At 66.9% G+C, this 15,235-nt stretch carries 11 protein-coding genes; 8 read left to right on the top strand and 3 right to left on the bottom strand.

What is annotated here, in order from left to right:
* Positions 1 to 67 precede the first annotated feature (67 nt).
* The 8 genes from EHV23_RS11830 (at position 68) to EHV23_RS11795 (ending at position 13,451) form a co-directional block, all read left to right on the top strand.
* Positions 68 to 1,525, top strand: a complete 1,458-nt coding sequence (locus tag EHV23_RS11830; RefSeq protein ID WP_125096258.1) for an NAD-dependent succinate-semialdehyde dehydrogenase — start codon at positions 68 to 70, stop codon at positions 1,523 to 1,525.
* Positions 1,526 to 1,951: 426 nt separating this feature from the next.
* Positions 1,952 to 3,211 (top strand): MFS transporter, encoded by a 1,260-nt coding sequence (locus EHV23_RS11825; protein ID WP_125096257.1) that lies wholly within the window; start codon positions 1,952 to 1,954, stop codon positions 3,209 to 3,211.
* 18 nt (positions 3,212 to 3,229) lie between these two features.
* A complete protein-coding gene (locus EHV23_RS11820; RefSeq protein ID WP_125096256.1) occupies positions 3,230 to 5,056 on the top strand; it encodes a trehalase family glycosidase in 1,827 nt (608 codons plus the stop codon).
* A 222-nt stretch (positions 5,057 to 5,278) separates the two neighbouring features.
* Positions 5,279 to 6,553 (top strand): NAD(P)/FAD-dependent oxidoreductase, encoded by a 1,275-nt coding sequence (locus EHV23_RS11815; RefSeq protein ID WP_125096255.1) that lies wholly within the window; start codon positions 5,279 to 5,281, stop codon positions 6,551 to 6,553.
* Positions 6,554 to 6,729: 176 nt separating this feature from the next.
* Positions 6,730 to 7,671, top strand: coding sequence for a bifunctional Delta(1)-pyrroline-2-carboxylate/Delta(1)-piperideine-2-carboxylate reductase (gene lhpI, locus EHV23_RS11810; protein WP_125096254.1), 942 nt, complete (start codon positions 6,730 to 6,732; stop codon positions 7,669 to 7,671).
* 320 nt (positions 7,672 to 7,991) lie between these two features.
* Positions 7,992 to 8,660, top strand: coding sequence for a vWA domain-containing protein (locus EHV23_RS11805; protein ID WP_338034510.1), 669 nt, complete (start codon positions 7,992 to 7,994; stop codon positions 8,658 to 8,660).
* 31 nt (positions 8,661 to 8,691) lie between these two features.
* Positions 8,692 to 10,569 carry a PP2C family serine/threonine-protein phosphatase gene (locus EHV23_RS11800; RefSeq protein ID WP_125096252.1) on the top strand — a complete coding sequence of 626 codons (1,878 nt, stop codon included), beginning with the start codon at positions 8,692 to 8,694 and terminating at the stop codon, positions 10,567 to 10,569.
* On the top strand, positions 10,566 to 13,451 hold the full coding sequence (locus tag EHV23_RS11795; protein ID WP_125096251.1) for a hypothetical protein: 2,886 nt from the start codon (positions 10,566 to 10,568) through the stop codon (positions 13,449 to 13,451). Before EHV23_RS11800 ends, EHV23_RS11795 begins: the two co-directional genes overlap by 4 nt.
* A 116-nt stretch (positions 13,452 to 13,567) precedes the next feature.
* On the opposite strand, the gene ygiD is transcribed toward EHV23_RS11795, so the two are convergent.
* The 3 genes from ygiD to EHV23_RS11780 form a co-directional block, all read right to left on the bottom strand.
* Entirely contained in the window at positions 13,568 to 14,362 is a 795-nt protein-coding gene (gene ygiD, locus EHV23_RS11790) for a 4,5-DOPA-extradiol-dioxygenase (protein WP_125096250.1), read from the bottom strand.
* A 204-nt stretch (positions 14,363 to 14,566) separates the two neighbouring features.
* The gene (locus EHV23_RS11785) at positions 14,567 to 14,854 is read right to left on the bottom strand and encodes a type II toxin-antitoxin system RelE/ParE family toxin (protein ID WP_125096249.1); all 288 of its coding nucleotides are present in this window, start codon (positions 14,852 to 14,854) and stop codon (positions 14,567 to 14,569) included.
* Positions 14,851 to 15,099 (bottom strand): type II toxin-antitoxin system ParD family antitoxin, encoded by a 249-nt coding sequence (locus EHV23_RS11780; RefSeq protein WP_125096248.1) that lies wholly within the window; start codon positions 15,097 to 15,099, stop codon positions 14,851 to 14,853. Before EHV23_RS11780 ends, EHV23_RS11785 begins: the two co-directional genes overlap by 4 nt.
* Positions 15,100 to 15,235 lie beyond the last annotated feature (136 nt).

Here is a 15,235-nt window from a genome sequence, read left to right as displayed (position 1 = left end):
GCAGGCGTGCTCCGCGGCCTGCCCGGGGCGCCGGTACACGTGAACATGATGGATGAAGGAGACCCCCATGAACCTGAAGGATGCCAGCCTGCTGCAGACCCGCTGCCTCATCGGCGGCCAGTGGCAGACGGCCGACAGCGGCCAGACACTGGCCGTCACCAACCCGGCCACCGGTGAAACGGTTGCGCACGTGCCCGACATGGGCGCTGATGAAACCCGCCGGACCATTGCCGCAGCCGAAGCCGCCCGCGCGGACTGGGCCGCCCGCACCGCCCGGCAGCGCGCCGACATCCTGCGCCGCTGGTTCGGGCTGATGACCAAACACACCGACGACCTGGCCATCATCCTCAGCACCGAACAGGGCAAGCCCCTGGCCGAGGCCCGGGGCGAGATCGCCTATGGCGCCAGCTACCTTGCGTGGTATGCCGAGGAAGCCCTGCGCCTCTACGGTGACATCATCCCCGGCAATGCCCCCGGCCAGCGCATCCTGGTGCTGCGCCAGCCCGTCGGCGTCTGCGCCGCCATCACGCCGTGGAATTTCCCCTGCGCCATGATCACCCGCAAGGCCGCACCGGCCCTGGCCGCCGGCTGCACCTTCGTCGTGCGCCCCGCCTCGGCCACCCCGCTGTCGGCGCTGGCCCTGGGCGAACTGGCACAGCGCGCCGGCGTGCCACCGGGCGTGTTCAACGTGATCACCGGCAGTTCCCGCGCCATCGGCGCCGAACTGACCGCCAGCGACACCGTGAAGAAATTTTCCTTCACCGGCTCCACCGAAACCGGCCGCCTGCTGCTGGCGCAATGCGCCCCCACCGTCAAGAAGGTGTCGATGGAACTGGGCGGCAACGCCCCCTTCATCGTGTTCGACGATGCCGATCTCGATGCGGCCGTCAGCGGCGCCCTCGCAGCCAAGTTCCGCAATGCCGGCCAGACCTGCGTCTGCGCCAACCGCATCTACGTGCAGGCCGGCCTGCACGACCGCTTCGTCGAAAAGCTGGCCGACGCCATGCAGCAGCTCCGGGTCGGCAACGGCCTCGACGAGGGCGTCACCATCGGCCCGCTGATCGACGACAGCGCCGTAACCAGGGTGCGCCAACACATCGACGACGCCGTGGCCCGGGGCGGCCGGCTGATCACCGGCGGCAGGCCGCATGCGCTGGGCGGCCTGTTCTTCGAACCCACGCTGGTCAGCCACGTCCCTCAGACCGCGCGTGTGGCCAGGGAAGAGACCTTCGGCCCGCTGGCCCCGGTACTGCGTTTCAGCACCGAGGAAGAAGTCATCCGCTGGGCCAACGACACCGAATTCGGCCTGGCCGCCTACGTCTATACCCGGGACCTGGGCCGCAGCATCCGCATGGCCGAGGCACTGGAATACGGCATGGTGGCCATCAATTCCGGCGCCCTGTCCAACGAAGCCGCCCCGTTCGGCGGCACCAAGCAGTCGGGCCTGGGCCGGGAGGGCTCAAAATACGGCATGGATGATTATGTCGATATGAAGTATGTACTGCTGGGCGGGCTGGCAGGGTAAATCCGTCCGGAAACCACGCGAATCCGCGCGGCAACCGAAAAAACTGTCTGGACACCGCAAAAAATGGGGGCAAATGGCGCATGTCCCGGACCTGTCCGTCCATGACACGCCCCGGGGCGTGTCATAAACTTCTTCATCCTTGCGCCCCTTCCGACAAGCTCCGGATTCGCGTACTGACAAGGCGTACTGACAAGGCACCGTACACCAAAAGTCAGGTACTGTTTCGGGGTTTTCCCCGACAGGGCGCCGGACAGCTGTAGTAGAGTCATTTCACTGTCGGGCACAGCCCGGGAAAAATGCCCCCTGCCTCCGTGGCCGGCGCAGGCTGCGCGCGGCCAGGATCAGCGCGGGGACGAATGCGTCCATGACACGCGCCAGGCGCGCCGGTTTTTCCCGCAGCCCCGGCCCCTGCGGAGAAAAACAACCATGGCCCCACAAAAACACGGCAGTATCAAGCTGGCGCTCTACATCAATTATTTCGTCTTCGCCATCCTGCTCAACAGCGTCGGCATCGTCATCAAGCAGTCGCTGAACAACTATGGCGTGACCGAAACCCAGGCCAGCATTCTCGAAGCCTTCAAGGATCTCCCCATCGCCATCGTCTCCTTCCTGGTGGCGTCCTTCCTGCCCAAATTTGGCTACAAGAACAGCATGCTGCTGGGGCTGGCCATGGTGTTCTGCGCCTGCCTGTACATGTATTTCGGCAACAGCTTCGACTCGGCCAAGGTGCTGTTTGCCACCATCGGCGTGTCGTTTGCGCTCATCAAGGTTTCGGTCTACTCGATGATCGGGCTCTTCACGAAAACCAAGGAAGAGCACAGCAGCTTCATGAGTTCCATCGAGGGCTTCTTCATGGTGGGCATTGCCTCGGCCTACTTCCTGTTCCCGGCCTTTTTCCAGGCCGACGATCCGGATGCCTGGCTGCGCGTCTATCTGCTGCTGGCCACACTGGTGGGACTGGCCTTTCTGCTGCTGCTCTTTTCCCGGGTGGGCGTGCAGGTGCCCGTGCACGAAGAAGCCAGCCTGAAGGAAGACTTCGTCGGCATGCTGCGGCTGATTGCGCTGCCGCTGGTGATCTTTTTCGTGCTCAGCGCCTTCCTGTTCGTGATGGTCGAACAGGGCATCATGACCTGGCTGCCCACCTTCAACGAAAAAGTGCTGTCGCTGTCCAGTGAGCTGAGCGTGCAGATGGCCAGCATTTTGGCCCTGTCACTGGCCCTGGGCCGCTTCGTGGCCGGGCAGGTGGTCAAGCACGTGTCATGGGTGGTGCTGCTCACCGTCTGCCTGCTGGCATCGATGGGCATCGTGGCCTTCGTGCTGCCGCAGGCCCTCAGCTACGATGCCGATCCCATCCACAGCCTGCTGGACGTGCCCGCCATCGGCTTCATCTTCCCGCTGATCGGCCTGTTCATCTCGCCGGTCTATCCGCTGATCTCGTCGGCCACGCTGTCGGCGCTGCCACAGCACATGCACAGTGCCATGACCGGCCTGATCGTGATTTTCTCCGCCCTGGGCGGCACGCTGGGCTCACGAATCATCGGCATGTTGTTCGAGCACGTGGGCGGCGCAAGGGCTTTCTATTTCATGCTCATCCCGATCACCCTGCTGATCATCGCCCTGTGGATGCTCAACCGCAGCATCAACATCTACGAACGCACCCATCCCGTTGCCCCGGTGGCCGAATAAAGAACAAAAACGAACACCATGAAACTGCATCTCGACAGGCAAGCCACCCTGAACGCCCTGCTCGCCCAGGAAGACACCGACGGCAGCAGGACCATCACCATCGAGGACACCGGCCCGAAACACTTCGTCGTGAAGGACCGCCATGGCCAGATGCTGGATGTGAAAGGCACATACCAGCTGGCCAACCTGCTGCAGGAACTCTGGCTGTCGGAAGACGGCACCCTCGACAGCGACCTCATCACCCAGAAGCCCCTGGCCCGCATCGATCACCTGATCCGCCACCACTACTGGAAAACGCTCACCCGCCGCATCGACGAGGCCGGCCTGCTCGCCACCCTGGCCGACGAAAAGCGCACCAGCAAAAAACAGTACCTGTACGTGCCGGAGGACGATCCCGACAGCCTCGCCTTCTACCAGCGCATCACGGCGCCCCATCCAGACATCGACGTGCTCACCGTGCCGCGCACGCTCACCCCCGCCTATCTGGAAAGCATCGAGGACAGGCCCGGCCTGCTGGCCCTGAAAATCGACCCCGACACCCATCAGCCCGTCCCCTACGTCGTCCCCGGTGGCCGCTTCAACGAAATGTACGGCTGGGACAGCTACTTCATCGGCCTGGGCCTCATTGCCCACGACCAGTACGAACTGGCCCGGGGCATGCTGGAAAACATGGCCTACCAGATCAGGCACTACGGCCGCATGCTCAATGCCAACCGCAGCTATTACCTGAGCCGTTCGCAGCCGCCGTTCTACACCCCGTACCTGCGCGCCTTTCTCGACGCATACGGTGACCGTGTTCCGCTGGCGTGGATTCGCGAACATCTGGGCATTGCCATCGACGAATACGAAAACGTCTGGATGAATCCGCAAACCCACCTCACCAGCACCGGCCTGTCACGCTACTACGGTGAAGGCAGGGGCCGGCCGAAGGAAACCGAACCGGGCCACTTCGACTTCGAACTGAAAAAATACGCCGACCGTCACGGCCTGGACGTGCGCGAATTCGAGCGCCGCTACGACAGCGGCGAGATCGTCGAGCCCGAACTCGACAACTGGTTCGTGCACGACCGCAGCATGCGCGAAAGTGGTCTGGACACCACCACCCGTTTCGACGGTGTCTGCGCCAGCCTGGCCTGCGTCGACCTCAACAGCATTTTGTACCGCGTCGAAACCGACCTCGCCGCCCTGACCGACCTGTACATGGCCGGCGAATTCACCTGGCGCGGCGCCAGCTACCCGTCCGGCCACTGGCGCGCCCAGGCCGAGAAGCGCCGCCAGCTCATGAAGACCTTCCTCTGGAACGAGGCCGACGGCACCTGGTACGACTGGAATATCGACACCCAGAGGCAGCAGCCCTTCGTATCGGCCAGCAACCTGATGCCGCTGTGGGCCGGCGCCGCCACCCCCGAAGAGGCCCGCCGGGCCGTGGCCTCGCAGCTGCCCCAGCTGCTGAAAAGCGGCGGCATCGCCTCCACCGGCCCCATCGACAAGCACAACCAGCCCGGTCCCGAGCGCCAGTGGGATGCCCCCTACGGCTGGGCCCCGCACCAGATCATGATCTGGGAGGGGCTGCGCCGCTACGGCTACGACGCCCAGGCGCAGCAGGCCGCCTTTGCCTGGCTGCGCATGCTGGTTCGTGCCGCGGTCGAATACAACGGCCTGATCACCGAAAAATTCAACGTGGAAAAACAGTCGCACAAGGTCGATGCCGAATACGGCAACGTCGGTGCCCGGTTCGAGTACGTGCCGGCCGGCGGCTTTGGCTGGACCAACACCTCCTTCCTGCTGGGGCTGGGCTACCTGAGCGACGCCCAGAAAGCCGAACTGGACGCCCTGGCCGGCTGAGCCCCGGACGGCCCACCCCGGAACAGACCACGACGGTTCCCAGGCAGGCGGCGACCGCTTCCGGGCAGGCACCTGTTTGCGGACAGGCGAGCATTTCCGGACGGGCAGCCATACAAGGACAGGCAGCAGCGCCCAGGCCGGACGTGCCGCCCGCCCCCGGTACTGATAGGATACGGATATACGATACAAATACCCGTGTGTCACGTCGGAGGAGGTTCAGCCATGCCCAGTTCCCAGCGTCTTGCTGCCGATGTCATCGTCCTCGGCGCCGGCATCGTGGGGGTCAGTGCAGCACTGGCGCTGCAGGCCCAGGGCCGCCGCGTCTGCCTCGTCGACCAGGAAGATCCGGGCCGGGGCACCAGCTTCGGCAACGCCGGCCTCATCGAGCGCGCCAGCCTCGTGCCCTACGCCATGCCGCGCGACCCCGGCACGGTGCTGCGCATGGCCACCAACACCCACAGCGCCATACGTTTCCAGTGGCGAGCCCTGCCCTGGTATGCCCGCTGGCTGCAGCGCTACTGGCACGAATCGGCCCCCTCACCCCTGGCCCGCGCCACCGAGGACATGCGCCCGCTCATCGAACGATGTGTGGCCGAACACCAGCCCCTCATCACCGCCGCCGGCCTGCAGTCTCTCGTGCGCAGTGACGGCTGGATCGAACTCTTCCGCGGCCCTCAGACCTTCGCCACCGAAGCCGCACTGGCCCGCACCCAGTCCGAACACTACGGCCTGGCCATGGAAGTGCTCGATGCGCACGCCCTGCAGGCCCGCCTGCCCGCCCTGCGCGCCGAAGGCGGCATCAGCGGCGGTGTGCACTGGCAGGATCCCTGGACCGTGCTGTCGCCCTTCAAACTGGTGCAGGGCTATGCCCACCTCTTCAGTTCCGGCGGTGGCGACATCCTGCGTGCCGACGCCATGGCCCTGCAGCCGGCCGACCCCGGCTGGCTGCTGCCCCTGCCCGACGGCCGCAGCCTGCACGCCAGCGACGTGGTGCTGGCGCTCGGCGCCGATACCGGGGCGCTGGCCGAAAAATTCGGCTACCGCCTGCCACTGCGTCCCAAACGCGGCTATCACCTGCATTTCCGCATCGATGCAGAGCATCCCGCCCTGCCCTTCCCCGTCTGCGACAGCGCCTCGGGGTTCGTCATGGCCACCATGGAAGACGGCATCCGCCTCACCACCGGCGTGCACCTGGCCCTGCCCGACGCTCCGCCCAACTATGCCCAGGCCGAGCAGGACACCCGCATCGCCCGCGCCTTCTGGCCGCTGGGCGAGCCCGTCGAAGCCGTCCCCTGGATGGGCCGCCGCCCCTGCACCCCGGACATGCGCCCCCTCATCGGCCCCGCGCCGCACCATCGCGGCCTGTGGTTCAACGTGGGCCACGCCCACCACGGCCTGACCCTCGGTCCCGTCAGCGGCCGCCTGCTGGCCGAACTGATGACCGGCCAGCAGCCCTTCACCGACCCGTCGCCGTACGCGGTGCAGCGCTTTCTCTGACCCACCTGCCCCTGGCCCGCACTGTCCCGCGTCCTGCACCACCCCGCATCCCTGCACCAGCGCCGGGACCGCAACAGGGTCCGCTGCGTGAATCACCACAGGAACCGCAGCGGACACCACGGGCAGAACCGGTACGCCCCCCTTCCGAATCACATCACCTTCCCAAACGAGTCCCGATGAAACAGTTCGACGCCGACCAGTGCAACCGCGCACTGGCCTTCCGTACCCTCATCCCCGCCCTGCGCGAAGCCTTCGACAAGGGCGCCTCGGTACCGCTGCGCCACACCCACACCATCGAAAGCCAGGGCGTGCAGGGCACCACCCTGATCATGCCGGCCTGGAACGAAGCCGGCTTCTTCGGTGTCAAGACCATCAACATCTTCCCCGCCAACGGCGCCCAGAACCTGCCCGGCCTGCACGCCACCTACGTGCTCTACAGTGCCACCACCGGCGTACCGCTGGCCCTCATCGATGGTGACGCCATCACCGCCCGCCGCACCGCCGGTGCCGCCGCCCTGGGCGCCGATTTTCTGGCGAGAAAGGACGCCAGACGCCTGCTGGTGCTGGGGGCCGGCCGCATCGCCGCCCTCGTGCCCGGCGCCATGCGTGCCGTGCGCGACATCGAACACGTCGACATCTGGAACCCCCGCCCCGTACGCGCTGCCGTACTGGCCGAATCGCTGCGCAAGCAGGGCATTCCGGCCACTCCGCTCGAAGGCGGACTGGATGCCCTCGAAGCCGCCGTCCGCCAGGCCGACATCATCAGCTGCGCCACCCTGGCCGAGGCCCCGCTGATCCAGCGTGACTGGCTGCAGCCCGGCGCCCACCTCGACCTGATCGGCAGCTTCAAGCCCACCATGACCGAAGCCGCCCCCGAATGCTTCCTCGACACCGAGGTCTATGTCGATACCGACGAAGCTGCCCTGAAATCCGGCGACCTGCTCAACGCCTTTGCCACCGGCCGGTTTGCCACCAGCGACATCCGCGCCACCCTCGAACAGCTCTGCCGCGGCCAGCGCCCCGGCCGTACCGACGACCAGGCCATCACCGTCTTCAAGGCCGTCGGCAGCGCACTGGAAGACCTGACTGCGGCCGTACAGGTCTTCCAGAAAGGCTGAAGCGTTACGGACACCGCGATATCCTGTGCGCCCGGTGCAAAGCCATGCCCCAACAGGGCATGCCCCGACAAATGTACGCGCCGGTAAACACGTGCGCCGGTGAATGTACGGATCTGCATCGGACGCCATACTTCGCAACATGATCCGGCCGTCCAGCGCGCCAGAGCGCTCCTGACAGCGCCCATGGCACCCGGGCGTGTGCAATTGTTCCGTTCCGGGGCACCCCCATATCGCGACATGAACATCACATGCATCCGATCAGCGGCTAGAATCCCCGCGTATGTGGGCCACGCCCATTCATCCGGAGCGAACCAATGAACATGGACGCCAATCCCTTTGCCCTGGCGGAATTTGTCGAGAACCCCGAACCGCGCTGCCCCTGCCTGCTCCTGCTCGATGTCTCGGCCTCCATGAGCGGCAGGCGCATCCAGGAACTCAACCAGGGCCTGAAAGGCTTCGAAGCCTCCCTCAAGGCCGACAGCCTCAGCGCCCGGCGGGTGGAAGTGGCCATCGTCACCTTCGGAGACGTGCAGGTCTACCAGGACTTCACCAGCGCAGCCCACTTCATCGCGCCCGAACTCCACGCCGAGGGCCTCACCCCCATGGGCGAGGCCGTCGAAACCGCCATCCACCTGCTGCGCCATCGCAAGAACCTCTACCGCCAGGCCGGCATCAGCTACTACCGCCCGTGGATCTTCATGATCACCGACGGCACGCCCACCGACAACATCGCCAACGCCCGTGCCGCCATCGAACACGGCGAGGCCGGCAAGGAATTCATGTTCTATGCCGTGGGCGTCGAAGATGCCGACATGAGCACCCTGGGCACCCTGGCCAAGCGCCAGCCGCTGCGCCTCAAGGGCCTGGCCTTCCGCGAGCTGTTCGCCTGGCTGTCCAGCTCCCTCAGTTCGCAGTCGCGCTCCAACCCCGGCGACGCCGTGGCGCTGACCAACCCCACCGGCCCGAACGGCTGGGCCACCATCGACTGAGCGCCGCTCGCCCCGCCATCCCGCTGCCACCATGAAGCACTGGTCCTGGGCCTCCGCCTCCTGCATCGGTACCTCACACAGCCAGAGCGGCCAGCCGCTCCAGGACGCCCACACCTGCCGGATGATCTACCCGGCGGGCGTCCCCGGCGCCTCCGCATCCTCCCTGCATCCTGCCCCGACGCAGGCCACCGGCGCAGACGACGGCAACACCGCCCCCTGGCTGCTGGCCATCGCCTGCGACGGTGCCGGCAGCGCCACCCACAGCCGGCTGGGGGCCGTCCTCACCTGTCGCACCCTCAGCCAGGCCGTGCACCGGTACTTCGAACAGGGTAGCTACCTTCCGCCCGGTCACAACCTCCCATCGGGCCACAATCTCCCGCCCGGCGGCGCGGCCAGCCCGGGTGGCATGCCGGGCAACGGCCCCAGCGCTGCCTTCGGCCACGGCAGCCAGCCGTACCCCCCCGGCCTGCCCGACGACGCCACCCTGCACGTCTGGATCGAGCGCGCCCGCCAGCGCATTGCCCTGGCAGCCGCCCGGCGCGGACTCCAGCCGCGTGACTTCGCCTGCACCCTGCTGTTGGCTCTCAGCAACGGCAGACAGACCCTCGTCGCCCACACCGGCGATGGCGGCATCGTCGCCCACCACGCCCAGACGCAGACCTGGCAGACGCTGTCCTGGCCCGAACATGGCGAATTTGCGGCCACCACCCGCTTCATCACCGATACCCCGCCGGAGCAGACACGCATCGGGCGCTTTGACGCCCCCTTCGACGCCCTGGCCGTCTTCACCGACGGCATCGAGCGCCTGGTGCTGGACATGAAAACCCGCACCCCGCATGCCCCCTTCTTCGGCGCCATGACCACCCCGCTGCTCGACGAGGTCCCCACCGCCGCAACACACCCAACCCCCGCGGGCAACACCGGCGCCGGGCAGGCAGCTCCCGTACCCGGGACAGGCGCACCGGCCGCCCCCGTGCAGCACACCGCCCAGCAAGGCCCCTCCTCAGTCCAGCACACCGCACCACAAGGCCCCTCAGTCCAGCATCCCGGCCCGCAAGCCCCCTCGGCCCAGCACCACAACCCACAAGCCCCCCTGGCACAGCGCCCCGGCCCACAGGCCCCCGTACAGCGCCCCGGCGGGCAGCCCCCCACACAACGCCCCGGCATGCAGCGGGCCTATGCGCAAGGCCCCAACCCGCAGGGCGCCTACATGCAGCGCCACAACGGTCAGGGTTCCTATGCACAGGGCCCCTACGCACAGGGCCCCACCACACCACGCAACCCCCGCGCGCAGAACCCGCGCGCACAGCGCCCTCCCGCACAGGGTGCCGGCAGACCGTTCGGCCGCCCCCGCTTCCCCCGTGCACAGGGGCGTCCTCCGGCAGCCACCAGGCCGGCCACCCCACCGCCAGCCTGGGTTGCCACCCCGCTGCTGGAAAGGGACATGCCGGATGCCCCCTTCCTGGCCCCATCCGCCGGTGCCCACATGACACCCGTGGCAGCACAGGCCCTCCCAGCCACAGGCGCCACGCAGCCAGCCCAGGCAGCGCAGGCACGTCCGGCCACGGCAGCCATGCCGCCCACCCAGGCAGCGCATGCCGCAGGCGCCATGCAGCCCCCCGGAGCAGCACCAGCGCAAGGAGCCCCAGCAGCCATGCCCCACCAAGGTGCTGCGCCGGTCTCCAGATCCATGGCGGCCACGGCGGCCGCACCCGCCACACGGGCCACGTCCGTCCCTGCTGCCGCAGCAGCCACACCGGCCGCGCCGGCCCCGTCGTACGCACCTGAAGCCGTCTGGTATGGCCGTCATGCAGCCCTGTCTGCCCAGCTGGCCGCCTACCTGAACAGCGCCGCCGTCAACAGCCGCACCGACGACGACAAGACGCTGATCATTGCCGTGCTGCCATGAGTGGCCAGTCTCCCCCGCGCACCCTGCGCACCGACGACGGTCATACCTTCACCCTGGGCAAGCGCCTGGGGGGCGGTGGCGAGGGCGAGGTTTTTCTGGCCGGCCCCTCCGGCGACCTCGCCGTCAAGCTGTACAAGAATCCGCGCCGCCCCCGGCTGGAGGCCAAGATCCGCGCCATGGTTCAGGCCGGCCTGGCCGCCCAGTCCGAACTGGCCGCCTTCCCCTGGGCCGTCATGCTGGGCAACGACGGCCTCTTTGCCGGTTTTCTGATGCGGGCGGTGCGCGACCGCCTGCCCCTGCACGAAGTCTACGCGCCCGCAGCCCGCAAGCAGCACTTCCCCACGGCCGACTACGGCTTTCTGGCCCACACCGCCACCAACATCGCCCGGGCCGTCGCCTCCGTGCACCTCACCGGCTGCGTCATCGGCGACGTGAACGCCAGCGGCATGCTGGTAGACCACCAGGCCACCGTGGCCCTCGTCGATGCCGACAGCTTCCAGTTCGTCACCGCCACCCAGAAGTTCCCCTGCCTGGTCGGCACCCCCGAATACACCCCACCCGAACTGCAGGGCCGCTCGCTGGAGGGCATCACCCGCACCCCCAACCACGACAACTTCGGCCTGGCCGTCCTGATCTTCCAGACCCTGATGATGGGGCATCACCCCTTCAACGGTGTCTACAGCAGCAGTGTCCAGAACCCGCCGCCCATCAGCAAGCGGATCGAGCAGCTGCACTACCCCCACCCCATCCCGGATCCCAACCATCCCACCGCATGGGACTGGCTGCATGCGCACAACGCCAGCCTGTCACGCGAAGGCAGCAGCACACGCCCCGGCAGCCCCCACCACACCAGCGGTACCGGTACGGCCAGCACAGACACAGGCCAGCATCGCCCCACCACGGCCCGCCGCGTCCCGGTCACGCCCCCACCCGGCCTGCCCAGCCTGGTCGAACTCTCGCCCGTACTGGCCGCCCTGTTCGCCCAGGCCCTGAACACCCGGGGCGACGTGGAACGGCCCACGGCCCAGCAATGGGTGGAAGCCCTCGAAGCCTTCGAAGCCAGCCTCTACGTCTGCCCCGAAGACGAGCATCACCTCTACCCCGGTCACCTGAACAGCTGCCCCTGGTGCCAGATGGAGGTCCAGTCCGGCACCCCGCTCTTCCCGGGCCGGCCCCCCGCCCCCATTCCGCCCGAACTGGCCGAAGCCCTGCAGCAGAAGCCGTACGAGCAGACCACCCGTCCCACCGGCCGGCACACCGGCCCCAGCATGGGCAGCATGCCCCGCACGGGCGGCACACCCCACACAGGCGGCAGCAGCGCCAGCCGGGGAAGCATCAGTGCTGGCCGGGGAAGCGCCGGTGCCGGTGCCGGCAACGCCACCGCCCGGCGCAGCCCCCCACCGCCTGCCGGCACCAAACGGACGGCAGGCGCCCCCCGGCCTTCCGGCCAGCGTGTCCCCATGTACGCCGCCGGCCATGCCAGCCAGGCCCAGACCTACAACCCCCGAAGCGCCCCCCAGTCCTACGGCGGCGGCCCCTTCGGGCGCCTGTGGCGGGGCATCACCCAGACCGGCCGGGGCATCCTGACCCTGATGCGTCTGGTGGCTTTGGCAACCCTGATTGTGATCATCATCCTGCTGGTGATCGGCATGTTCTTCGGCACCCCGGACACCGACACGGACACGAACAAACCTGCCGTCACGCACAGCAACCGCCAGCGCAATTCCGGCAACGGTACCGGAAACGCCAATGGTGGCCGCAACCGCAACACCGGTCCGGCCAGCAGCAACGGGGCCAGCGGCGGTTCTGGCGGCAAACCCGCCGCCACCAACCGCAACGATGGCACGGATACTGGCGCGAGCGGCAGCAGCGGAAGCGGCGCAGGCAACCGCACGGCCGGCAGCGAAACAGGCAGCGACCGGGCCAATGCCACGTCCCGCAGCGGTACCAGCAACACCACCGCCCACGGCAGTCCGGCCAGAGGTGCAGGCTCGAGTACAGGCTCAGGTGCCAGCTCAGGTGCTGGCACGGGGGCAAGGCCGGGTTCAGAAGCCGCAGAGACACGTACCGGCGCCGGCAACGGCAGGGCTGCCGGCGAACGTCCGTCCACCAGCCGTGCCAACAGGGAAGCCCAGGCCCCGGGGCGGGAGAATGCCGACATTTCCGGACGCGTGGCTCCCCACACCCCTGCCACGGGCAGAGGCATAGGTACGGGCGCAGGCACAGATTCGGGTTCGGGTTCGGGTTCGGGTTCGGGTTCGGGTTCGGGTTCGGGTTCGGCCAGAGGATCGTACAGCCCATCGGATTCGCGCAACGCAGCTGGCACGTCTGCCACGCCAGAAGGGTCAGCGACCTCTGGAGCGCCCGGTACATCGGGCAGGTCTGCTGCTTCGGATAGCGCCGGCACACCGGGAAGGCTCGGCAATCAGGGCGCAACCGGCACGCCGGCCAGATCGGGCACACCAGAAGCATCCGGCACGGCAGGCAGATCGGGCTCACCGGACACATCCAGTACGTCAGGCAGACAGGGCTCACCGGCAGCACCGGGAGCATCCAATACCCCGGGCACGCCCGGTGCAGCCGGCAACAAGGGCGGAACGCCCGCGCCCGACGCATCAGGCACACAGAACTCCGCCATCACCAACCGCGTGCTGTACATGCAGCGTACCCTGCGCCAGTACGGTTATGCCGTACCGGAAAGCGGCAACTTCGACCGCACCACCCGCGCTCACGCCGCCGAATTCCTGTACAACGCCACCGGCCTTCCCGTGCGGGAGAACCAGAGCGTGCAGGAGTTCTACCGTGCCTTCCAGCGGGTGCAGGGCGAAAACCCCTGGCAGCAGGACGAAGGTGGAAAGTCCGGAAACGGCGAGACGCCCTGAGACGGCCTCACCCCGGGTGCCGCGAAAACCAGCCTCAGACGAGGCCCGTGCCGGCCCCCGGGAAACGCTTCGGCAGCGCCTGGCGCCGGCTGCGCGGAAGTTCCGTCCGGGCCTCTTCAGCCCACCTTCACCGATGTCATCGACAGCGAGCCGGCAATGATCTCATCATTGAAAATGTCCACCGGCTCGCCGTCCTCGCGCTGCGCCAGCACATACAGCAGCGGCAGAAAATGCTCGGCCGGCACCGGCACGGCCAGACGCGCCCCCTCACCCAGCTCCGTGAAATTCAGCAGCGTGTCAAGATCGTTGGCCAGAATGGCCCGATTGATGCGCGCACGGAAATCCATCGCCCAGTCGTAGGCCACACTGCGGTCCATGTGCCACCGGTCCATCAGCCGCAGATTGTGGATGATGTTGCCGCTGCCCATGATGAGCACACCCTCGTCCCGCAGCGGCCGCAATTTTTGGGCCACCGCCCAGTGCCAGCTGGCCGGTTTGGTGATGTCCAGCGAAAGCTGCACCACCGGCACATCCGCCTGCGGATAGAAATGCCGCAGCACCGCCCAGGCCCCATGGTCCAGCCCGCGGGCAGGGTCTGACTCCACCTGCTCCTGCACCAGCAGCGCACTCACACGCGCCGCCAGCGCCGCCGAACCGGGCGCCGGATAGGTGGCCTCGAACAGCGCCTGCGGAAAGCCATAGAAATCGTAGATGAGCGGATTGTGCTCACCCGACATGACCTGCAGCCGGCGACCATACCAGTGCGCCGACACCATCAGTACCGCCTGCGGCTTTTCGACGCCCTGCGCCACCTGCAGAAACGCCTGATTGAACCGGTTGCCCGGCTCGATGGCATTCATGGGGCTGCCATGGCCCAGAAAGATGGCGGGAAGTTTGGCGGAAGACGACATGAAGACTCCTTGCGGTGGCGGGCGACCCTCCGGGCAGCGCTTGCCCCCTCGAGGGCACACGCAGGCCGGCACGGGATCAAGCCACCAGAATCCGAAACGATGCGGATTATGCAATGAGGATTGTCTTTATTGTCGTGACAATTGGTGTGGGGGGTGGGATGGTGACGGGCGGAGGGTAGATCCGAATGAACCCACGGCACGCATCTAAAGATGCCGCCCGGCATCCTGTCGTTGATGCAGGATGCGAACCACATCCAGAGACCCGGCAGACTCCAGAAAGTAAATGACATGGGAGCCGCACAGGCACTTCTGGAAATCCGGCAGAACCTGCGCAGGCCGCCCCCGCTTCCTGCCCTCTGCCAGCGCACGGCAGGTATCCCTGATGGCATCGGTGTAGGTGTCGGCCTGATCTGCACCCCACATTTCGGCGCTGTAATCCCAGATGCTGTCGATGTCGGCCTCTGCCGCTGGCGTGAACGCAATGCGCTTCATTGCTGCTGAAAACCGGCGCGTTTGCGTGCCTTGAAGTCTTCGAAATCGAATGGACGCGGTTCGCCAGACGCCATACCCTCGCGCAACGCATCTTGCAGCGCCTTTACCCTGGCCTCGTGTTCTTCAAGCAGCCGCAATCCTGCCCTGACTACATCGCTGGTGGTGCCATAGCGCCCACCTTGCACCAGACCATCGATGAAGCTGGCGAAGTGCGGACCGAGAGAAACCGAAGTGTTCCGGCTCATGGTGTTCTCCTGTTTGGAGTGGGGAGTGTACCAAATATTGGTACACTCCTTCAACTGACGGCGACTTTGAAGCCCGACAATGGCCAGCATCATCACTCGACGCACAGATGACCAGCCATACTGGAAAACCGCCTCG

This window comes from Lautropia dentalis (assembly GCF_003892345.1).
Lineage (GTDB): Bacteria > Pseudomonadota > Gammaproteobacteria > Burkholderiales > Burkholderiaceae_E > Lautropia > Lautropia dentalis.
This window is presented reverse-complemented; position numbering and strand designations above follow the sequence as displayed.